Source organism: Rhodococcus sp. I2R, from assembly GCF_020889545.1.
Taxonomy (GTDB): Bacteria; Actinomycetota; Actinomycetes; order Mycobacteriales; family Mycobacteriaceae; genus Rhodococcoides.
Map to the genome: position 1 here is coordinate 72,335 of NZ_JAHUTG010000007.1, position 20,267 is coordinate 92,601.

General features: G+C 64.3%; 19 protein-coding genes. 7 read left to right on the top strand and 12 right to left on the bottom strand.

Features of this window, described 5'->3' with window-relative positions; genetic code table 11:
* Positions 1–25: 25 nt before the first annotated feature.
* A complete protein-coding gene (locus KVY23_RS08975; RefSeq protein WP_230556138.1) occupies positions 26–2,212 on the top strand; it encodes a heavy metal translocating P-type ATPase in 2,187 nt (728 codons plus the stop codon).
* Between the two features lie 135 nt (positions 2,213–2,347).
* Entirely contained in the window at positions 2,348–2,479 is a 132-nt protein-coding gene (locus tag KVY23_RS24875) for a hypothetical protein (protein WP_268994913.1), read from the top strand.
* Here KVY23_RS24875 and KVY23_RS08980 read toward each other — a convergent pair.
* From KVY23_RS08980 to KVY23_RS08990, 3 genes are all read right to left on the bottom strand, one after another.
* Positions 2,469–2,933 (bottom strand): nuclear transport factor 2 family protein, encoded by a 465-nt coding sequence (locus KVY23_RS08980; protein ID WP_230556139.1) that lies wholly within the window; start codon positions 2,931–2,933, stop codon positions 2,469–2,471. The genes KVY23_RS24875 and KVY23_RS08980 overlap by 11 nt on opposite strands.
* Positions 2,934–3,211: 278 nt before the next feature.
* On the bottom strand, positions 3,212–4,387 hold the full coding sequence (locus tag KVY23_RS08985) for an SGNH/GDSL hydrolase family protein (RefSeq protein WP_230556140.1): 1,176 nt from the start codon (positions 4,385–4,387) through the stop codon (positions 3,212–3,214).
* Positions 4,384–4,980, bottom strand: coding sequence for a TetR/AcrR family transcriptional regulator (locus KVY23_RS08990; RefSeq protein ID WP_230556141.1), 597 nt, complete (start codon positions 4,978–4,980; stop codon positions 4,384–4,386). Before KVY23_RS08990 ends, KVY23_RS08985 begins: the two co-directional genes overlap by 4 nt.
* Before the next feature lie 182 nt (positions 4,981–5,162).
* Here KVY23_RS08990 and KVY23_RS08995 point away from each other — a divergent pair, with 182 nt between their 5' ends.
* Complete coding sequence (locus KVY23_RS08995; RefSeq protein ID WP_230556142.1) at positions 5,163–6,605, top strand: NAD(P)/FAD-dependent oxidoreductase; 1,443 nt, start codon at positions 5,163–5,165, stop codon at positions 6,603–6,605.
* On the opposite strand, the gene KVY23_RS09000 is transcribed toward KVY23_RS08995, so the two are convergent.
* The 7 genes from KVY23_RS09000 to KVY23_RS09030 form a co-directional block, all read right to left on the bottom strand.
* Positions 6,550–7,281 (bottom strand): M50 family metallopeptidase, encoded by a 732-nt coding sequence (locus KVY23_RS09000; protein WP_268994914.1) that lies wholly within the window; start codon positions 7,279–7,281, stop codon positions 6,550–6,552. The two genes, KVY23_RS08995 and KVY23_RS09000, sit on opposite strands and share 56 nt — an antisense overlap.
* A 55-nt stretch (positions 7,282–7,336) precedes the next feature.
* A complete protein-coding gene (locus KVY23_RS09005) occupies positions 7,337–8,887 on the bottom strand; it encodes an acyl-CoA carboxylase subunit beta (RefSeq protein ID WP_230556269.1) in 1,551 nt (516 codons plus the stop codon).
* Positions 8,888–8,928: 41 nt separating this feature from the next.
* Complete coding sequence (locus KVY23_RS09010; protein ID WP_230556144.1) at positions 8,929–9,885, bottom strand: acyl-ACP desaturase; 957 nt, start codon at positions 9,883–9,885, stop codon at positions 8,929–8,931.
* Between the two features lie 119 nt (positions 9,886–10,004).
* Positions 10,005–10,925 (bottom strand): alpha/beta fold hydrolase, encoded by a 921-nt coding sequence (locus KVY23_RS09015; protein WP_374108705.1) that lies wholly within the window; start codon positions 10,923–10,925, stop codon positions 10,005–10,007.
* 180 nt (positions 10,926–11,105) lie between these two features.
* Positions 11,106–13,304 carry a DUF2254 family protein gene (locus KVY23_RS09020; RefSeq protein WP_230556145.1) on the bottom strand — a complete coding sequence of 733 codons (2,199 nt, stop codon included), beginning with the start codon at positions 13,302–13,304 and terminating at the stop codon, positions 11,106–11,108.
* Positions 13,305–13,395: 91 nt separating this feature from the next.
* Positions 13,396–13,848 carry a GtrA family protein gene (locus tag KVY23_RS09025; protein ID WP_075837817.1) on the bottom strand — a complete coding sequence of 151 codons (453 nt, stop codon included), beginning with the start codon at positions 13,846–13,848 and terminating at the stop codon, positions 13,396–13,398.
* Positions 13,849–13,927: 79 nt separating this feature from the next.
* A complete protein-coding gene (locus KVY23_RS09030) occupies positions 13,928–14,110 on the bottom strand; it encodes a hypothetical protein (RefSeq protein ID WP_075837818.1) in 183 nt (60 codons plus the stop codon).
* Positions 14,111–14,220: 110 nt separating this feature from the next.
* Between KVY23_RS09030 and KVY23_RS09035 the strand changes: the two genes are divergently transcribed.
* Positions 14,221–15,030: a mycofactocin-coupled SDR family oxidoreductase gene (locus KVY23_RS09035; protein WP_206511008.1), complete on the top strand. Its 810-nt coding sequence runs from the start codon at positions 14,221–14,223 to the stop codon at positions 15,028–15,030.
* Between the two features lie 131 nt (positions 15,031–15,161).
* Positions 15,162–16,109 carry a pirin family protein gene (locus KVY23_RS09040; protein ID WP_230556146.1) on the top strand — a complete coding sequence of 316 codons (948 nt, stop codon included), beginning with the start codon at positions 15,162–15,164 and terminating at the stop codon, positions 16,107–16,109.
* Between the two features lie 9 nt (positions 16,110–16,118).
* On the opposite strand, the gene KVY23_RS09045 is transcribed toward KVY23_RS09040, so the two are convergent.
* Positions 16,119–17,504, bottom strand: coding sequence for a hypothetical protein (locus KVY23_RS09045; RefSeq protein WP_230556147.1), 1,386 nt, complete (start codon positions 17,502–17,504; stop codon positions 16,119–16,121).
* Positions 17,505–17,693: 189 nt separating this feature from the next.
* Between KVY23_RS09045 and KVY23_RS09050 the strand changes: the two genes are divergently transcribed.
* Positions 17,694–18,491: a pirin-like bicupin family protein gene (locus tag KVY23_RS09050; RefSeq protein WP_230556148.1), complete on the top strand. Its 798-nt coding sequence runs from the start codon at positions 17,694–17,696 to the stop codon at positions 18,489–18,491.
* Between the two features lie 56 nt (positions 18,492–18,547).
* Positions 18,548–19,183: a DUF4190 domain-containing protein gene (locus tag KVY23_RS25080; protein ID WP_230556149.1), complete on the top strand. Its 636-nt coding sequence runs from the start codon at positions 18,548–18,550 to the stop codon at positions 19,181–19,183.
* Between the two features lie 20 nt (positions 19,184–19,203).
* Here KVY23_RS25080 and KVY23_RS09060 read toward each other — a convergent pair whose 3' ends face one another.
* Positions 19,204–20,262, bottom strand: a complete 1,059-nt coding sequence (locus KVY23_RS09060) for a GGDEF domain-containing protein (protein WP_230556150.1) — start codon at positions 20,260–20,262, stop codon at positions 19,204–19,206.
* Positions 20,263–20,267 lie beyond the last annotated feature (5 nt).

Sequence of the window (20,267 nt, forward strand, 5' to 3'; positions counted from 1 at the left end):
TAGTTGGACGGTTAGGACTCGTACGATGAACCACCACACAAATCCGGACGTCGATTCCGGACAGGCAGACCAGCCGAATACGCTGCAACACAGCGGGCATGAGGCAAGTCACGAAACACATAGCGCAGCCCACTCCGAACATGGCGAGCACACCGGCCACAGCGGTCATGATGGGCACGGTGATCACGTCGGCATGTTCCGACGGCTCTTCTGGTTCATGCTCGTCCTCGCCGTCCCGGTGGTCCTCGCCTCCAACATGTTCGCGATGCTGGTCGGCTACTCGCTGCCCGACGCGTCGTGGATCAACTGGATTTCCCCAGTCCTGGGCACAGTGATGTTCGCCTGGGGCGGATCGCCGTTCCTCACTGGCGCAGTCAGCGAGATACGCTCGCGTACACCAGGAATGATGCTTCTTGTCGGATTGGCGATCACGGTCGCATTCGTCGCGTCGATGGGAGCAAGCCTCGGCGTACTGGACCATCAGCTCGACTTCTGGTGGGAATTGGCCCTGCTGATCGTCATCATGCTACTCGGGCATTGGATCGAAATGCGGTCGCTCGCTCAGACCACCTCTGCCCTGGACTCACTGGCAGCGCTGCTACCCGACACCGCCGAACGAGTCGAGGGCGAAAACGTGGTGTCGGTATCTCCAGACCAGCTGCAGCTCGGCGATGTCATGATCGTCCGCCCCGGCGGACGAGTGCCCGCCGATGGCACCATCGTTTCCGGAACGGCGAGCATGGACGAATCCATGATCACCGGTGAATCGCGCCCCGTCCGCCGCGGCGAGGGCGAGGCGGTCGTTGCTGGGACGGTGGCCACCGATTCCGGACTTCGTGTCCAGGTCACCGCAGTAGGAGAGGACACCGCCCTCGCCGGGATCGGCCGCTTGGTCGCCGACGCCCAGAACTCGACCTCACGCGCCCAACGCATCGCGGACACCGCAGCGGGGTGGTTGTTCTGGTTCGCACTCGGCGCAGCAGTCGTTACCGCCACCGTGTGGACGCTGTTCGGAATGCCCGACTATGCCATCATCCGGACGATCACCGTGTTGGTCATCGCCTGCCCGCACGCCCTCGGCCTGGCCATTCCCCTGGTGGTCTCCATCGCCACCGAAAGAGCCGCCCGAGGCGGCATTTTGGTGAAAGACCGGCTGGCCCTCGAGACCATGCGGACAGTGGACACCGTGCTGTTCGACAAGACAGGAACACTGACCAAAGGCGAACCCACCGTCACCGCGATCGAAGTGACCGACGGCCGCACCGCCGATCAGGTCCTCGCGTGGGCCGCGGCCGCTGAGGCCGATTCCGAGCATCCTCTGGCACGCGCCATCGTCGACGCCGCACGGCAACGGCACTTGACCGTCCCGGACGCCTCCGACTTCCAGTCGTCGCCAGCTGTCGGGGTATCCGCTGACGTCGACGGAACCCGGATCCAGGTCGGCGGGCCGGCGGTTCTCGAGCAGGAGCATGCGGCCGAACTTGCGGTCGCTGATCGGTGGCGCGGCGACGGGGCGATCATCCTCCACGTTCTCGCAGACGGCGCCGTGATCGGCGCGCTCGCGTTGGCCGATGAGATCCGGCCGGAATCACCCGCGGCGATCGACGCGCTCCACGCGCGCGGGATCGAGGTGGTCATGATCACCGGCGATGCCGATGCAGTAGCGAAATCCGTCGCCAGCCAACTCGGTGCTGATCGCTACTTCGCGGGAGTCAAACCGGAAGACAAATCCCAGAAAGTCGCTGATCTTCAACGAGAAGGCCGGACCGTGGCAATGGTCGGCGACGGAGTCAACGATGCGCCCGCGCTCGCGCAAGCCGACGTCGGCATCGCGATCGGCGCGGGTACTGATGTTGCGATCGCGTCGGCGGGAGTGATCCTAGCCAGCGACGACCCACGATCAGTGCTGTCGGTGATAGAACTCTCTCAAGCCTCCTACCGGAAAATGAAGCAGAACCTTTGGTGGGCTGCGGGATACAACCTCATCTCCGTTCCGCTAGCGGCAGGAGTGCTGGCACCGGTCGGATTCGTGCTGCCGATGTCGATCGGAGCGATCCTGATGTCGCTGTCGACGGTCATCGTCGCGGCCAACGCGCAGTTGCTGCGACGGCTCGACTTGACCCCAGGGTCCTTCGCTGAGCGTGCCGGCGCCGCCGACCATCCTTCGTCCGGAGCGAGGATTCGGCGAACCAAGGCTGGCAACCGGAGCTAGTGTCGCGTGTTTCAATTCATTTGACAGTTCCTAGGTGGGAAAATGGGATGCGCAATGCACCTCTCGGGTTGATCGACGGTGACAGGGATAAACTTGAAGCGATTCCCCAGTTGCGGGGCGCGGAGACCTTCGGCGATGCCGACATCGCAGCCGCGGCACTCCAGCCACGACGACCGCTTCCGCACCGACATCGGCGTGACTCGCACACTCGAACTCATACCCGGCTGGCTGGTCGACGAGCTCGGTGGTCCCGTGCCTACTGTCTAGAGCCTACGGCTCGGCGAACCGCTCCGGGGTGCCGGAGCAGATTCGGACCCAACCACATCGCGACCGCGGTGAGCGCGAGCCAGGGTCGCAGGTGTGGACGCATCCGCTGGATTCGGCCGTCGGGAGCGAGGTCGAGCACCATCGCTTCGGTCATCCGAAAGGGCCCGAACCTGGCTTCGCCCAACAGGACTCGGGTGTCACCGGTGCCGAGGGTGTCGGTCCATCGCAGGTTGCTGACCGCTCGATAGACGAGGGTGAGCAGTGGGGTCAGATCAGCACGACCGCGGAATACGAGCCGCCCCGACAGCGGTGAGACGAGCTCGGCATCGTCGGTCAAGGTGTGGAGCAGGGCGGGGATATCATTGTCGGTGGTCGCATGCCGGAACCGGGCGACCGCATCGGTGGACACTGGGTCGGCGAGAGCATCGGACATGGGACTTACGCCTTCCTCCATGGCGAATCCTTCAGGTGATTCCAGAGCGTAACCAGGTAGCTTGCAAAACGCAATGGGCCATCCTCGGCGTTGTGGCCAACGAAACCTCACCGAAATCGCGTGCTCGATCGGCCGCACAGTGGGCGTCGTGGTGGAGGGATGGACGCCGTTGATCCTGCGTGATCTGTTCCTCGGTATCGCCTCCAACGTACGCCCGCGCAACACCGTTCGTCTGGACGAAAACGCCCGGAGACAGTCCCCGAGAAGGCAACCCGTAAAACGACTTCAAACACGAACCACTAGCCGGTGGCAGCCGCTCGGGGACGAGCTTTCCCGAACGCACCTCCCGGCCCAAATACTCTGTCCGCGAAGCGCTTTCCCATGAGGGCGTGAGTGTCTGTGTCCGGGTGCAGGCCATCGGGGAGCGGATAGCGCTGTGCGTCGCTCTCGCCGTAAAGTGCGCGACCGTCGAGGTAGTGCAGGTTCGGATCGTCGGACCTGCTGTCGACAATCTCCGTCAAGGCGTCCCGAATGACCCGAAGTGTCAAGCGCCCCAGGGCGGTATCACCTTTCGATCCAGTCGCAACGAACTGCACCGAGTCGGTGCCCAGCGTGTTCGGATCGATCGCGCCGGGGCCCGGTGTGTCCTCGTGGATCGCGCACTGGATGGGCGAAATCAGCAGCAGCGGCGCGGTGGGGTGGCCGTCACGGATAGTGTCCAGGAACCCGTGAACGGCGGGAACGAAGCTGCGGAGCCTCATGGAGTCGCGGTTCACCACATTGAGTCCGAGTTTGGCGGTGATCATGTCCGCTGGAGTGTCACGCATGAGGCGAGCCATGAACGGATCCACGAGCGCGCTGCCGCCGAACCCCAGGTTGCGTACCTGAACGCCGGCGTGTCGCGCCGCGACCACGGGCCAGATGCGAGTGGGGCTCGTGGCGTTGGAACCGTGGCTGACCGAGCTGCCGTGGTGCAACCACACCGGCCCGCTCGTCGGTGCAGGCTGCAATGGAGCATCCGAACGCAGTGCGATCAGATCTACCTGTTCGTTGTGAGGGAGCCAGATCTCGACCGTTTTCTGCCCGGCCGGAAGGTCGGTGACGGTGACGAGCTCGGGTGCCCCCGGCTCGAAGGTTCGGGTACCGGTCTGCACGTCCATCTCGATGGCGTCCCCGCCGGTGAGGACGTGAGAATGGCGGAAGACGTCGTCGACCACCACGTCGATGGCGCCGCGGGCACGCGTCGCGCCGCGGTACGTGATGCGGGTGGCGTGCACCTCCAAGGAGATGTCGACGGCCGTTGTACGCACGGCGACCCGTACCCCGGACGGCTGCGCTTCCATGAGGGCGAGCTGCGGATCGGCGAACCGTTCTCGAATCAACCGGGGGAGTCTGTGGGGACGCACGCCGCGGTCGGTCGATTCGAGTTCGACTGCACCGCGGACAAATTCGTGAGTGAGGCGTGTGGTGATCATGGAGTTGCCTTCTGGCGGGCGGTGCCGCGGTTGTGCCAATGAGTCAGGAGGAAGTCGAGGGCGTCGATCAGTTCCGGCCACGACTGCTCGGCCGGTGGCAGGCTGTGCGCGAAGCTTCCGCTTCGTTCGAGGTTCAGAAACCCGCTCAATGCGCTACCGATGATGCGCGTGGCGTGAGTCCGATCGGGGCCGGCGATGTCGTAGCCGATCAGGACGGCGTCGGTCACCTGCACGATGCGGCGGGCGGCGTCTGTGTCGACGGCGGCCTGCCCTGCACGCCGCTGCAAGGACGCCCACCGGCCCGGATGTTCGGTCGAATACTGACGGTGGGTGATCGCGAAACCCACCAGCGCATCCTTCTTCGATCGACCGGCTATGGCTTCGCCGATGTTCGCTGCGAGTTCACCGAGGGCCAGGGCGGTAATGCCATCCCGGAGGTCAGCGAGGTCCTTGACGTGCGAGTAGAGGCTGGGTGTTTGCACGCCGAACGATCGGGCAACCGCGGCGAGGCTCAACGAATCGAACCCGGTCGCGTCAGCGAGTCGCGCACCGCGCTCCGTCACCACGGATCGATTGAGGGGCAGCCTGTCCATGACAAGAGCCTATCATCATTAGGTAGCAACCTACGTGCATTAGGCGAGGCCGCTGCGCGATCCGGACTCGACCGTAATTGTCTTAACATTCAGACATGCAGTGCTGTAGCCTTCAAGTACATAGTGACACAGCACACACGACGGCCCGCACACGGACGTCCCGAACATGGAAGGACACACCCATGTCCGCGTCCAACTCACCCGAACTCACACCGGCGCTCGCACAACGAGTTCACCGGCACCGCGTCGTCATTATCGGCTCCGGGTTCGGCGGACTGTTCGCAGCCAAGCAACTTCGCAAGGCCAATGTCGACGTCACTTTGATAGCCAAGACCACCCACCACCTGTTCCAACCCCTGCTCTACCAGGTGGCGACGGGCATCCTGTCCGAGGGCGAGATCGCGCCGTCCACCCGCTTGATCCTCAAAGATCAGCACAACGCCTCCGTCATTCTCGGCGAGGTGGGTGCCATCGACCTCGAGTCGAAAACCGTCACCTCTCAGTTCCTCGAACGCGTCACCGAAACCCCTTACGACAGCCTCATCGTCGCCGCAGGCGCGGGTCAGTCCTACTTCGGCAACGACCACTTCGCCGAGTTCGCGCCCGGCATGAAGACCATCGATGACGCCCTCGAGCTACGCGGCCGCATCATCGGCGCCTTCGACCAGGCGGAACTCGCCACAGATGACGACGAGATCGCTCGGCTGCTCACCTTCGTCGTCGTTGGCGCCGGACCCACGGGCGTCGAAATGGCCGGCCAGATCGCCGAACTCGCGAATAAGACACTCGACGGTGCCTACCGCCATATCGATAGTCGCAGCGCACGCGTCGTACTGCTCGATGCGGCACCGAAGGTGCTTCCGCCGTTCGCCGACTCACTCGGCGAGGCGGCCGCCCGACGCTTGAGAAAGATGGGCGTCGACATCCAACTCGGCGCGATGGTCACCGACGTCGACTTCGGTGGCCTGTCGGTCAAGGATGCCGACGGCACCATCCGACGCATCGGTGCCCGGACCAAGGTGTGGTCCGCGGGCGTCGCCGCCAGCCCTCTCGGAAGAACGCTCGCCGAGCAGTCCGGTGCCGAGATCGACCGCGCTGGTCGCGTCCTCGTTGAACCGGACCTCTCGCTCCCCGGCCATCCCGAGGTATTCGTCGTCGGCGACATGATGGCACTGGACAATCTTCCCGGCATCGCGCAGGTCGCCATCCAGGGTGGACGCTACGCAGCCCGTGTCATCGAAGACGGTGTCGAAGCCGTGCGGTCCGGTAGACCCGCACCCGAACGTAAACCCTTCCGGTACTTCGACAAGGGATCCATGGCGACTGTCTCGCGGTTCAGCGCGGTTGCGCAGATCGGGCCGATCAAGATCACCGGTTTCATCGCCTGGATCATGTGGCTGCTCGTCCACCTGGTCTACATCGTCGGCTTCCGTAGCCGCCTGACCACGGTGATCTCCTGGCTCACGGCATTCTTCAGCCGTGGTCGCGGTCAGCTGGCCATCACCGAGCAACAGGTCGACGCCCGGAGAGCCATGTTCTACTTCACTGCCCCCGAGGCCAGTGTCGATGTCACTGCACCGGAGCCAGAATCCGCCACGCGCCCAGTGCAAGACATCCGAGCGTGACCAGCAGGAACAGGCCCACCCAGACGATTCCCGGCAGAAACGTCAACCTGGCCAGCTGATCGGCGTCGGAGTCGCGTGCCCGTCCCGCGCTGCGCGAGCGTTGCAGTTCGAGGACGGGACGCGGGCCCGCAATCAGCAGAAAAAGGGTGATGAAGTACGCCGCAGCAACTTGTTGCTCACCGGTGCCCCACCACGACACGACGAACAGCACGGCGCCGACCACCACCAGCGACAACAATCCGTAGAGGTTGCGAATCATCAACAGCATCAGCGCAATCGAGACGATACCTATCCACAGCACCGCCGACGCATGTTGCGTGCCGAGCACGAAGGCCGCCCCGAGTCCCAGGAGCGACGGGCCGACGTAGCCCGCAAAGGTCATGACGATGACGCCGAGGCCCGTCTGCTTGCCCTTGGAAATCGCCACACCCGAGGTGTCCGAGTGCAGGCGCAGTCCCATCAGCTGCCTACCCGTGATCAGCGCGACGAACAGGTGCGCACCCTCGTGCGCGATGGTCACCACGTTGCGCGCGATACGCCACGTCTGCGGGATCAGCACTATCGCCAGCGCGGCCAGCGCTGCTACTTGGACGATCCACACCGGTGGATCAGGACTCACCGCGGATATGCGGTCCCAGAATTCGCTCACACCCGAAGTATGGCGGCTTCGCCGCATGTGAGTGAAACTACATAGAGGGCTATGTATTTCCACTCACATGCGGCGGAGGCGCCTACACCGGTCGTAGCAGCGAGCGCCGGCGTGGCGGCAGCGGTTCCGGGGTCTTGTCTGCCAGCAGCTTGAGCGCACGACGGATCTCCAGCCGCGTCTGCGAAGGCTCGATCACCGCGTCGATGTAACCCCGCTCAGCAGCGGTGTACGGCGTCGCGACATGCTCGTTGTAGAAATCGATGAACTGCTGCCGCACGCGCGGACCATCGGCCCCCGCCGCCTCGATCTCGCGACGCCGCAGCAATCCGACGGCCCCCTCCGCTCCCATGACCGCAATTCTCGCGGTAGGCCACGCGAAGTTCAGGTCGGCACCGAGATTCTTCGAACCCATCACCGCGTAGCCGCCCCCGTACGCCTTCCGAATAACAACAGTCACCTTGGGTACGGTCGATTCGATCACGGCCGCCAACAGTTTCGCGCCGCGGTAGATGACGCCGGCGCGTTCCTGCTCGAGACCTGGAAGGTATCCGGGGATGTCGACGAGAAACACGACCGGGATGGCGAAGGCGTCACAGATGTAGATGAAGCGAGCTGCCTTCTCCGAGCTTGCGATGTCCAACGCCCCACTCAGATACGTGGGCTGGTTTGCGACAACGCCCACCGTCCGGCCGTCCACACGCGTGAACGCCGTGATGACGTTGGGCGCGTACAGCTCACCTATCTCGTGGAAGTCTCCGTCGTCGAACACCCTCATGATGATGTCGTGCATGTCGTATGCGGTGTTGTCCGAGTCCGGCAGGAACGTGTCGAGACCGAGATCGGACTCGGTGATCGACGGCTCGAGCCCGGGGTTGACGAGCGGAGCTTGCTCATGGCAGTTGCTCGGCAAGTATCCGAGCAACGTTTTCACCCACTCGAACGCGTCGGACTCGGACTTCGAGACGTGATGCACGGTTCCGTAGCTTGCTTGCTTCGTTGCTCCACCGAGATCCTCTGCCGAAATTGACTCTCCGGTAACCGCTTTGAGTACGTCCGGCCCGGTGACGAACATGAAGGACTGATCCTGGACGGCGACGACGAAATCGGTGCACGCAGGTGAATATGCCGCTCCTCCAGCGCATTTACCCAGCATGATGGAGATCTGGGGAACGAGACCGGAGAGCAACCGCTGCCGTCGGCCGATCTCGGAGTAGAACGCCAGCGAGGTCACGGCGTCCTGAATACGGGCACCACCGGAGTCATTGATCCCGATGAGCGGGCACGCAGTCCTGGCCGCAAGTTCCATCATCGAGACCACTTTGCGCCCGAACATCTCACCGAGCGACCCACCGAAGACGGTGTTGTCGTGCGAGTAGACGATTACCGGCCGCCCACCGACTGTCCCTCTGCCCGTCACGATACCGTCACCGAGCGGATTATCCGGGCTACCAGGCGCTTTCATCAATGCGCCGTACTCGATGAAGCTACCCGGATCGAGAAGTGCGTCGATCCGGTCTCGTGGGCCCGGCAACCCGGCAGCAGCGCGCTTGGCTATCGCGCGATCACTGCCCGGACTGCGGGCTGCCTCCAATTTGTCGGTCAGTTCGGCGAGCTTGGTGGCCGTGGTAGTCAGTTCGAACTCCAGTTTTCAGACGAGGCACCCGAGCAACTGCTCTAGGACGCCTGGCGTTCCAGCTTCTTGGCTTCGCGGGCGAGGGAGCGGTCGCGCATCTCCTCGAACTTGGTTGCTTGGCGCTCGAGGTCTTCGAGGAAGACAGCGAGTTCCTCGCGAGTGTTCTCACCGCGAGCGGTGAAGTCCTCACGCTCGAAGATGCGCCACTTGCGCAGGACCGGCCAGACGACGTCCTCGAGGTGCTGACGCAGATCGTAGATGCCGTGCTTGGCCATGAGTACACCGTTGCGACGGAAGTTCGGCATGCCGGCACCGGGCATCTGGAAGTTCGTCACGATGTGACTGACCGCCTCGAGCGTCTGGTCCGGTGCGATATCGAGCGCCGCGCCGCAGATATTGCGGTAGAACATCATGTGCAGGTTCTCGTCGGCAGCGATGCGCTGGAGCATCCGGTCCGCGATCGGGTCGTCGCACACCTTGCCGGTGTTGCGGTGCGAGACGCGCGTCGCCAATTCCTGGAACGTCACGTACGACACCGAATGCAGCAACCCACTGTGCGAACCGATGGGCGAGGCGAAGCCGTTGGTCATATGGATCATGCGGGCCTGCTCGAGCGCGACGGGGTCGACACCGCGGGTGACGACGAGGTAGTCGCGCATCACGATGCCGTGGCGGTTCTCCTCCGCCGTCCACCGTCCCACCCAGGTGCCCCACGCACCGTCCCGCGAGAAGTTCTCCGCGATCTCACGGTGGTAGGAGGGCAGATTGTCCTCGGTGAGCAGGTTGGTGATCATCGCGGCCTTGGCGACATCGGAGAGCTTGCTCTGCTCCGGGTCGTAGTCCACCCCACCCAGCGCGGCGAAGTTGCGGCCCTCGTCCCACGGCACGTAGTCGTGGGGGTGCCACTCCTTCGCGGCGGCGATGTGCCGGTTCACGTTGTCCTCCGCAACCGGAACGAGCTCCGCTAGCAGCTCCAGCTGTGTCAGATCCCTGACCATGGACATGCCTCCTCGAATCGAATACCTACGTCAGGGTAGGTCCGCTCGACCGGCTCACAGCGAGATCTGTCGATCTCTGTTAGATGTAGCAAGACCGCCGCGGGAGCTATTGGGGGCGTTCACATGACCGCGGTGTCGCCAACCTGCGCAACGGAGTGAGCCCAGTCCGCGAGCAGCGTGAGCAGCCCGGATACGAGCGGCAAAGGCTGATCCAGCATCACATGATGGCCCGCGAGCGGTAGTTCGATCACCGGAGCTGATCTGCCGAACAACTCGTACATGTCCGAAGCCACATCCGTGGTCACCAAGCCCCGCTCGGCGCGGAATACCGCAGCCCGGCAACGCACGGAGCGCAGCAGATCCGGCGTCGGACGGGCACTACCGAAGATCCTCGGGTCGAACTTCCACGACCAGCCGCCGTCGACCTCGCGCAGCGACCCGCGCGCCACATGGTCCATCACGTACGGCAAGGAACCGGATTGATCAGGAACGGTCCGAAAATGCGACACGGCCTCGTCCTGCGTGGCATAGACCTTCAGCGGGCCGAACGCGCGTTTGTCGCGTGCGGCAATCTGCTCCGGCGACAACGATCGCAGCGGCGTGTCGATGGCCGCCACACCGGCGACGCGCGCGGCGTCCGTCGCCGACGCCATCGCGACCCACCCGCCCATGCTGTGACCGATCAACACCGGCGGACGGGCGAAGTTCGCGTGTTCCACCGTCGCGAGCACCTCGGCCGACCACACCTCGAAGCCGTACTCCTCGCGTCGCCCTGAGTCACCGTGACCCGTCAGATCGAGCGCCGCGACGCGATAGTGCCGCGCAAGAAACGGCGCGATGTGATCCCACCACCCCGAATGCGCAGCACCGCCGTGCACCAACACGACGCCAGGCGCATCCTCGGCTCCCGGCGCCGCGCGATCCCAGATACGCACCCGCACCGACGCACCGAGAACGTCGATGTCCGACTCGACCGGTCTCGAACCAACCGCGTCGCAGAACCACTGGGGCGCAGCCGCCGAGACAGAATCCGAAGTCACACCGATCAGTCTCACACAGCCACCACACAACCGAAGCACGTCATTCCGCAGGCTCCACTCCCAGCCTCAATACGGTCATTCCGCAGGCTCCACTCCCAGCCTGAATACGGTCATTCCGCAGGCTCCACTCCCAGCCTGAATACGGTCATTCCGCAGGCTCCACTCCCAGCCTGAATACGGTCATTCCGCAGGCTCCACTCCCAGCACAAGGGGGTGGGTTCGGCCGGAGGAACCCTGCTCCGAACCGAGCCCCTGCGGATCGGCGGCGCGGGCGAGCGCAATGTCGAGTTCGCCCTCCCATTCCCGCTGGACCTGGGCGTCGAGCGCGTCGAGTCGGGTTGTCAGCGGAGGGTGCTGATCGGGCGGGCACGCGTTGAGCAACGTGAGCAGCAACGATCGCAATCGTCGTTGGACCTGGGTGGAACCCGAGCTGTAGTGCCGAATCTCGTCGGTGGCCACGGTGACATAGTCGGCCCAGGTCCGGCGGGTGCCCCTGATACGAGTCGTTGCCGATCGGTCCGACTCGTGCTGAATCCGAGGGGCGATAATCATCAGTAGGTCTTCGATGTGATCGATGGCCTGCACCGCGCGTCCCGGGTCGTTGATGGACGGCGAGAGCGCCTTGAGTGCGATATCGACCAGTGCCTGCAGGGCAGCCGCTGGGCTCACCGTCGGGCTGTGCGTGTCGCCGAAGATCAGGCATGTCATCAACTGATGCGGTCGCACGCGAAGGTGCGGGCCATGCACCTCGAACAGGACGGCATCCTGTGCGACGAACTCTCCGATGGTCGGTTTCATTTCCACCGTCACACCCCACTTGGTGGCCAGACGTTGGATGCGATCCAGATCCACGGCCAGCAATATCCGCCCGTCCGGAGACAGGCGTGTCAGCCGCACCGTCGACGATGTCTCCAGTGGACCGGGCTCGCGCGGATCAGCCGCCGGTTCGGAGCTGCCCTCGATTCTCCGCACCACCTGCGGATACATGCGGATGATCGAGGATCGGCCCTGGGCGGCGATCCACCGGAGCAGACGTGAGGAGTCGAGCACCATCCCCACACGCGCCACGAGCCCCACGAACAGGAACGCGCTGACGAACGAGAGCAGAATTGCTATCGAGGTGGACAGCACCGGCGCCGTCCATTCACCGGACAGTGCGAGATCCGAGGTGACTATCACCGCGAAGACGAAGGTGGACAGGAACATTCCGATCGACCACCGCATGATCGCATCCTGCTGCAGCATCGGCACCACACGCACGGAAATCTGCGAGGCACCGAATTGCATGGCGAGGGTGATAGCAGTGAACACCAAACCGGTCAAGGTGATCATGCCGCCGGCAATCACTGCGAGCAGCGTCGCGGTCGCACCGATATCGAGGTCGGACTCGAGCGTGACCGATCCGTCTCCCTCTGCGAACTCGGCGTCGAGGATCACCACGGTGATCGCCGATACGATCGACAACGAGACCAGGAGCATCGGCAACCGCCACAACGGGGTTCGCCGCAACCGCCGCCGCGTGCGGTTCCACCGCAGCCGGGAGAGCAACCGGTTGGGCAGTTTCGGCGACGACGCCGCTGTGTGCGCCACGGGTTCGACTGCCGCGGGTATCTCGACGGGAACTCCGAACCGTCCGGACAGCGCCTCCTGCAAGACGATCTTGGCGCGAACGACCGGTTCACGGAGCCGCACTTCGCGTCCCCAGGCTTTGGCCTGCTTCGCAGGCTTGTCGGCGTACCTCCACCGTGCCCACGGGGAGTTGGGGCGTCCCAGCCTGATTGCCCCGACGATCAGCAGGGGGACGACGAACAACCCCACCAGCCCGGTCCACAGTTTTCCTTTGAGCAGGGTGATCGCCGCGAGCGCGAGTTGGACCGCCAGACCGCCGAGTACCAGCGCCAATGTTCCCAGTGAACCGTCCTGCTGGTAGGCGTCGAAATCACCGGTGAAGCCGATGGGGTGCACGCCGAGCAGGTACAGCCCGGTGATCGCGATCGCGGCGAAGACCGCGTCGATCGACGCTCGCCCTTCCTCGGCCCAGTAGACGTCGCGCAGATGCAGGATCAGAGCGAACTCGTCGAGCATCAGTGCACTTCCGATGCCGAAGATGCTCGCCAGAATGCAATTGGCCACCGGTGTGTCGTAGTCGGCGATCGCCACGAGCGCCAGACCCGAGATGAGCACCATCACCAAGCCGAACATGACGTGGTGAATGTGCATGCCGCCGGGCGTGACATTGCCCGGCCACCACGACACTTCGGCTCGAATCATGCGGACGCTGAACCTGATGAACAAGAACGCAAGCAGGAAGGACACGAGCAGAAAGAACAGTGGCAGACGTCCGTTGTCGACGACGGTCTCGGTGAACCACCTACCCATCACAGGCCTCCTCGCTGCTCACGAGCGAGGCCAGCCTATCGCCGCATCGGCACGGGCGGGCGGAGATGCGCGGGGCGAAGACGGGTGGGGGTCAGAACACCCAACCGCGTAGGGCGAGGAATCTCATCGCACCGGTGACTGCGCTGACCGCGACGACAGCGAATATCTGCATCAGCGACGACGCTTCTGGCAGGGCGATGTTGACCACCGCGAGGGCGGTGGTACCGAGCACGAGGGCCGCGAGTGCGAGGCCGCCGGCTTCCCACTGCGTCTGGAGGAAGCCGACACGCTCGACGGCGTGAAATGTGACGCGCCGGTGCAGTTCGTTGGCCAGGACGGTGCTGGCAGCGATACCGACGATGTTGGCGACGAAGGAGCCGAGACCGGCGAGGGTGAGGAAGAGGCCGCCGTAGAGGACGTTGCTCGATCCACCTACAAGTACGAAGCGGATGAACTGTGCGGGGAGCGATTCACCTCGCAGGCGTGCCTTGAGTGGTTCACGGCCCGCGCAGCGGGGAGGCCGCGTATCAACCGAACCGCTCACGATGTCTCCAGTTGCCCGTCGCCGACGAAGTCGTCCGCGAGGTCCGTGTTACTGCGGAATCGGGACTGATCGTCCCGAACTAAATCCTGTCGCTCTGAGTCGACGAGTCGTTCTCGACCTTCTTGCGAGAGCGACGAGTGAGGTCGAAGTTCATCAAGTCGGGCTTGATCGACGCCAGGAACAGCATCGTGCACCCGATGACAACCACGACAATGGTCAGAACCACCACGACGATTCCGATGAACGCGCCGATACTTTCCATAACTGCAAACCTCCCGTGTCGTCCCTTACCGTACTGGGCTGCCGAAGATCCGGTCGAATCCACCCCGGAACGGACGTTGACGACGGTGTCGCGACGGTAGCGTCCATCCTATGACGTCACGTTTCGAGGGCAAAGTCGCGTTCATCACAGGTGCAGCTCGCGGCCAGGGCCGCGCCGAGGCGGTCAGGCTGGCTTCGGAGGGAGCCGACATCATCGCCGTCGACGTGTGCGAGGAGTTCGAATCCACGTCCTACGCCGGTGCGACGGCAGCCGACCTGGCCGAGACCGTCGCGGCCGTCGAGGGACTCGACCGTCGCATAGTCGCCTCGAAGACCGACATCCGCGATTTCGACGCTCTGTCGTCCGCGCTCGAAGCTGGGGTGGCCGAGTTGGGCCGGTTGGATGTGGTGATCGCCAACGCCGGCATCTGCTCGGCGGCGATGTCCTGGAAGATCACGCCCGAGCAGTGGCGGGAGACGCTCGATGTCAATCTGACGGGAACATTCTTCACGGTCAAGGCCGCAGTTCCGATTCTGCTCGAACAGGGCACCGGTGGCTCAATTGTGATGACCAGCTCGGTGGCCGGTTTGCGTGGACTGCCGTTCCTCGCGCACTACGCAGCCAGCAAGCACGGGATCGTCGGACTGTGCAGGTCGATGGCGAACGAGCTCGGCCAGTTCGGCATACGCGTCAATTCGATTCATCCGCACGGCGTCGAGACAGGGATGCAGCCGAACGACATGATGGCGCTCCTCGGCGAATACGGCGCGACGCTGGGGCCGATCTTCATGGGTACGTTGCCCGACCCGATGAGCCAGCCGGAGGACATCGCAGCCGCGGTGGCATGGCTCGCATCCGACGAGGCCCGGCACGTCACGGGGATTCAGTTGCCGGTGGACCTCGGGACGCTGACCCGGTAGCACCGAGAGCCGATAGCGCTGGGCCGGGCTGCGATGCGAGCAGGGCTGTCGCTGGGAATACCTGATCGGGCACGCTGTTGTATCGAAGGTAGTTGATCAGTCAATCAACTTGAGACTTCGAGGAGATCGATATGCCCGCTGTAACGGTCGAAAACATCCTTGCCCTTCCCCGCCTACCCCTTCCCGACGCCACCGCGGTGGCCCGGCCGGTCCGGTCGGTCACCACGGCCCCCGCAGGGTTCGAGGGTGAGGGTTTCCCGGTTCGGCGAGCATTCGCCGGTATAGACCTCACCTTGCTCGACCCGTTCATTCATATGGATCAAATGGGCGAGGTCGAATACGCACCCGGTGAGCCGAAGGGAACGTCGTGGCATCCGCACCGCGGATTCGAGACGGTGACCTACATGATCGACGGGATCATGGAGCACAAGGATTCGGGCGGCGGCGGTGGCACCATCAGCGGCGGAGACACGCAGTGGATGACCGCGGGCGCCGGGATCTTGCACATCGAGGCTCCGCCGGAGCACCTCGTCCAGTCGGGTGGGCTGTTCCACGGTGTGCAACTGTGGGTGAACCTGCCGCGTGAGAACAAGCTGGCGCATCCGCGCTACCAGGACATCACCGGCAGCAAGGTCGCGCTGCTCTCGAGCAACGACGGTGGCGCGCTGGTGCGCGTCATCGCAGGTGAGGTCGCGGGACACCAGGGACCGGGCGCGACGTACACCCCGATCGCGCTGTCCCATACGACGGTCGCGCCGGGGGCTGCGCTGTCGCTGCCGTGGAACCCGAGCTTCAATGCCATCGTGTACGTCCTCGCTGGTTCCGGCACCGTCGGCCCCGAACGTCGACCCGTCGAGAAGGGCCAGACCGTTGTGCTCGGTCGCGGCGACACAATCGAGCTCGCAGCGTCGGAACGGCGGACCGAACCACTGGAGGTGTTCGTGCTCGGCGGCCAGCCGATCCGCGAGCCCATCGCCATGGCCGGACCGTTCGTGATGAACACCAGGTCCGAGGTGATGCAGGCTTTCGAGGACTTCCAGGCCGGCCGACTCGGATCCATTCCCCCCGAATACGCCTGAGATGTGCGGCTAGGCCAGCCTCCTGATGGCGCGCATCGGGATCTCCAGCCAGGTCGGACGGTTTCGGGCCTCGTAGACGGCCTCGTACACAGCCTTGTCCAGCTCGTAGGCAGCGAGCAGGTCCGCCGCAGAACGCGGGTCCCCTCCCGCCACCGAGGCGTAGCCGTCGCAGAACGCGTCCGAGTTGCGCTGTACCCAGCGTGCAGCGCGCTCGTACGTCTGCGTCGAGGCGTCGGCGCTGCCGAGGAGCAGGTGATGGGCGGCGTAGTCGAAGGACCGAAGCATCCCGGCGACGTCCCGCAGAGCGCTGTCCGGCTGCCTGCGTTCCTCCAGAGTCTTTGCCGGTTCGCCTTCGAAATCGATGAGCAACCACTTCGACGGTGTGCGGAGCACCTGGCCCAGATGCAGGTCTCCGTGGATGCGCTGCACTGTGGTGATGCCCGCAGCCTCGGCACGGGCGATCAGCTCACGGGCGGCGGGAAGGTGATCGGCAAGGGCGGGCACCACGTCGACGGCTGCCTCCACGCGAGCGAGGATCTCGTCCACGGACTTCGCCGACGGTCGTTCGGACGTGCCGAGCTGCCGCGCGAGGTCGGCGTGGACCTGCGCAACCGCAGCGCCGAGCGCGTGTGCCTCGCTCGCGAAATCCGCCGCCGCGTCCTGCGGTTCGCGATCGCCGGCAAGCAGGTCACGCACCGAGGCCAATGCGGTGGTCCAGCCTTCCGCCGAGTCGGCGACGAAGTCCTGCGCCATACCCAGCATCGTCAGCTCACCGTCCTGCTCCGTCTCCAGCCACCCGCGCAGCGGAGCGACGTTCTCGCAGCCTGTCTCGGCCAGCGCTCGATGCAGCTCGATATCAGGATTGACCCCCGGTGAGACCTGGCGAAAGAGCTTGAGCAGCAGCACTTCGCCCAGAATCACCGAGGTGTTCGACTGTTCCGCGCCGAGGACCCGTCCGAGCATCCCGTGATCGATGGAGTTTGCGACGACGTTCCGAAAGTCGATCGATTCGACGGACTCGGCAGCGGCGAGCGCCTCGCCGTACAGAGCGATGATCTCCGGGTCCCGCAGGCCATCGAAAACAACCGAGACTACCGAGTCGACCGACGCCAGCGGAAGTTGCCAGCGCACGAGATCGTCGACGGCGTTCGTGCGAAAGCCCAGCGGCACCTGGTATCGCTGCATCCGAACTCCGTTGCCGCCGGGCGAGTCCAATCCGATGTCTACCAGCAGATGTTCCGCCGACACCCCGGGCCGCGAGCCCAGGGGCACTCGGGCAACTACTGCCAGAGAAACAACCCGCGAGCCCTTTGCTGCAAACCATCGTTGCTGCGGAACCCACGCCAGCAGGGCCGCTTCCAGATCGGTCGTTCTCACGCGCGTGGAATCGGTCATAAGAAAGTATCTCGCCTCCGCTTGTTGCTCGGTCTGCTCACACTATCGATCCGGCGCCTGGTCCCGCGCCGGCGAAGCCGAACCGTGTGGCGGTTACCCGAGCAACGACCCCCACACACATTTTCTTTCGTCGCGCGAAAGTTATCCGACCGGGCACCAGCCCCGACCGCCGACTCGTACAGTGGACACATGCCCGCTCCAACTCCCCTCCCACACGACCCGTCGGGGTACACGCCGATGCCCCACATCGACATCCACCGCGCTGGCGATCGCCTCAAAACCCGTGTGGCATGGTTGGACTCGAAGCATTCGTTCTCTTTCGGCCAGCATTACGATCCGGACAACACCCACCACGGCGTCCTCCTCGTCAACAACGACGACATCGTCTCGCCCGGTCAAGGTTTCGACACGCACGGGCACAGGGACATGGAGATCGTCACGTGGGTGACGAAGGGGTCACTGGTCCACCAGGATTCGATCGGAAACTCGGGTGTGATCTATCCGGGACTCGCGCAGCGCATGAGCGCCGGTAAGGGCATCATGCATTCGGAGAAGAACGATTCCTGGCGACTGAACGGGCAAAGCCACCAGGAGCCGGTCAGATTCGTCCAGATGTGGGTCGTGCCCGACTCGCCCGGGCTGGACCCCGGTTACGAGCAACTCGAGATCGACGACGAGTTGATCCGCGGGGGACTCGTTCCCGTCGCCTCGGGCATGAAGAAACATCACGGCCAGTCCGCTATTCGCATCTCCCAGAAATCCGCGGCCCTGCACGTTGCCCGCCTACAACCCGGCGTCGCGGTCACCCTTCCGGAAGCACCGTTCGTGCACGTGTTCGTCGCCCAGGGCACGGTGCAGATGGAGGGAGCGGGCGAACTGTACGAGGGCGATGCAGTTCGGTTGACTTCGTCGGGCGGGCAACGCATTCACTCGGACAGTCCCGCCGAGATCCTGGTGTGGGAAATGCATACCAAGCTCGGACCGTAGACCGCAACGCTAAACTCGCACGCACTTCGTTCACGCAGAATACGGGGGTAACAGCAGTGTCCGATCAGAATCCGCCGCAGAATCCACCGCAGAATCCGTCCGGCGACTACCCACCACCCGGCGGCGGCAATCCGCCTCCCGGTGGCGACTACCCACCTCCGGGTAACTATCCCCCACCGGGCGGTTACCAACAGGGCGGCTACCAACAAGGTAGCCAGCCGGGCGGTTATCCCCAGGGCGGACAGTATCCGCAGGGGCAGCCGGGCGGTTACCAACAGGGCGGCTACCCGCAGGGTGGGCAGTATCCGCCGGCGAGCCCGAACAACACGATGGGCATTGTCGCGCTCGTACTGGGAATTGCGGGCATCCTGTCGAGTTGGACGGTGGTCGGTGGCATCGTCCTCGGCCTGGCCGCGATCATCCTCGGAATCCTCGCGCGATCGAAGTACAAGAAGGGCACGGCCACGAACGGCACGATGGCGATCGTGTCGATCGTTCTGGGTGCGATCGCCGTCGTAATATCCGCCGTCGTCATCGTTATCGGCGTCGGCGTGTTCAACCAGGTCGGTGGCAGCGACTTCATCGACTGCATGAACAACGCCGGCAACAACCAAACACTGCAGCAGCAGTGCGCCGACCAGTTCGAACGCAACGTCGACGACCAATTCGGCGTCACCCCAGGCGGCTACTGACGCAGGGGCAACCAGGTCGGTCACCAGTCGGCTGCGATCACCACCTGGTTGCCCCCGCGCCGCTTCGCCTCGTACATCGCCACGTCCGCTCGACGGAGCAGCCCGGTCAGCGCCGTGCCGGTGTCATTGTCGACGTCGTGGGTGTGGGCCAGGCCGATGCTGACAGTCAGCGGACACATGTCCTGCGCTGAGAACAACCGCGTCCGCAGCCACTCGGCGACGGACTCTGCCCGCTCGACCCCCACCTTCGCCACCACGGCGAATTCCTCCCCGCCTGTCCTGGCCACGAGGAGATCGTCGACGATCAGGCGTCGCGCCATCAGCTGCAGGGCGACGTCGCCGCACTGATGGCCGAAGCGGTCGTTGATGGACTTGAACCGGTCCACGTCGAGGACCATCACCGACACGTCGGTGGCGCCCCTCAGAAAGCGCGAAAGCTCCTCGTCGAGACCCCGGCGATTACGCAGGCCCGTCAGCGGGTCGATTTTTGCGCCATCGGCATCGACACGCAGGCTGAGCAGCAACGACTGCAGCAGCACCGGGAAGGAGAACATCACCGGGAGCAGCACCGCGAGCTGCGAGACCGCGAGTCCGCGGTCGGACTCTGCGGAGAAGATGATCAATCCGAACATCAGAGCAACCGTGCCCGCCGACCACGCGAGGTGCGCCAGGAGCACCCTGGGGCCGTGGAGGATCTGGACGTACACCCCGACCACCGCAAGGAGTGCGCACCCGGGAAACGACATCTGCGTCGATCCGTAGGCCAGCAGGGACATGGTGGTGCCGACCTCTGCGTACACGATGAACAGCAGAGACGTCCGTTCACTCGGCCACGGGCCGCGGAGCCACCGGGCACCGACGACGAAGGCCGACACCGTGCCCGCTGCGATGAAAACATCGGCGAGTATCGACGTGGGCGGAACTGCGGTGATGTAGGTGGTGACGGCGGCCATTCCGAAGCAGATGCAGCAGACGCCGATACAGACGCGAAGCGCAGACAGCACACCGTGGGTACGGAGATACTGAACCATCCAGTCGTAGCTGAACGACTGATTCCACCAGCTGCGCAGAAATGTCACCGACT

What these genes read in the sequence shown, in the direction of transcription:
- KVY23_RS08975 (WP_230556138.1), top strand. Translation starts at nt 26, where the DNA reads ATGAACCACCACACAAATCCGGACGTCGATTCCGGACAGGCAGACCAG.
- KVY23_RS24875 (WP_268994913.1), top strand. Translation starts at nt 2,348, where the DNA reads ATGCCGACATCGCAGCCGCGGCACTCCAGCCACGACGACCGCTTCCGC.
- KVY23_RS08980 (WP_230556139.1), bottom strand. Translation starts at nt 2,933, where the DNA reads ATGGAGGAAGGCGTAAGTCCCATGTCCGATGCTCTCGCCGACCCAGTG.
- KVY23_RS08985 (WP_230556140.1), bottom strand. Translation starts at nt 4,387, where the DNA reads ATGATCACCACACGCCTCACTCACGAATTTGTCCGCGGTGCAGTCGAA.
- KVY23_RS08990 (WP_230556141.1), bottom strand. Translation starts at nt 4,980, where the DNA reads ATGGACAGGCTGCCCCTCAATCGATCCGTGGTGACGGAGCGCGGTGCG.
- KVY23_RS08995 (WP_230556142.1), top strand. Translation starts at nt 5,163, where the DNA reads ATGTCCGCGTCCAACTCACCCGAACTCACACCGGCGCTCGCACAACGA.
- KVY23_RS09000 (WP_268994914.1), bottom strand. Translation starts at nt 7,281, where the DNA reads ATGCGGCGAAGCCGCCATACTTCGGGTGTGAGCGAATTCTGGGACCGC.
- KVY23_RS09010 (WP_230556144.1), bottom strand. Translation starts at nt 9,885, where the DNA reads ATGGTCAGGGATCTGACACAGCTGGAGCTGCTAGCGGAGCTCGTTCCG.
- KVY23_RS09020 (WP_230556145.1), bottom strand. Translation starts at nt 13,304, where the DNA reads ATGGGTAGGTGGTTCACCGAGACCGTCGTCGACAACGGACGTCTGCCA.
- KVY23_RS09030 (WP_075837818.1), bottom strand. Translation starts at nt 14,110, where the DNA reads ATGGAAAGTATCGGCGCGTTCATCGGAATCGTCGTGGTGGTTCTGACC.
- KVY23_RS09035 (WP_206511008.1), top strand. Translation starts at nt 14,221, where the DNA reads ATGACGTCACGTTTCGAGGGCAAAGTCGCGTTCATCACAGGTGCAGCT.
- KVY23_RS09040 (WP_230556146.1), top strand. Translation starts at nt 15,162, where the DNA reads ATGCCCGCTGTAACGGTCGAAAACATCCTTGCCCTTCCCCGCCTACCC.
- KVY23_RS09045 (WP_230556147.1), bottom strand. Translation starts at nt 17,504, where the DNA reads ATGACCGATTCCACGCGCGTGAGAACGACCGATCTGGAAGCGGCCCTG.
- KVY23_RS09050 (WP_230556148.1), top strand. Translation starts at nt 17,694, where the DNA reads ATGCCCGCTCCAACTCCCCTCCCACACGACCCGTCGGGGTACACGCCG.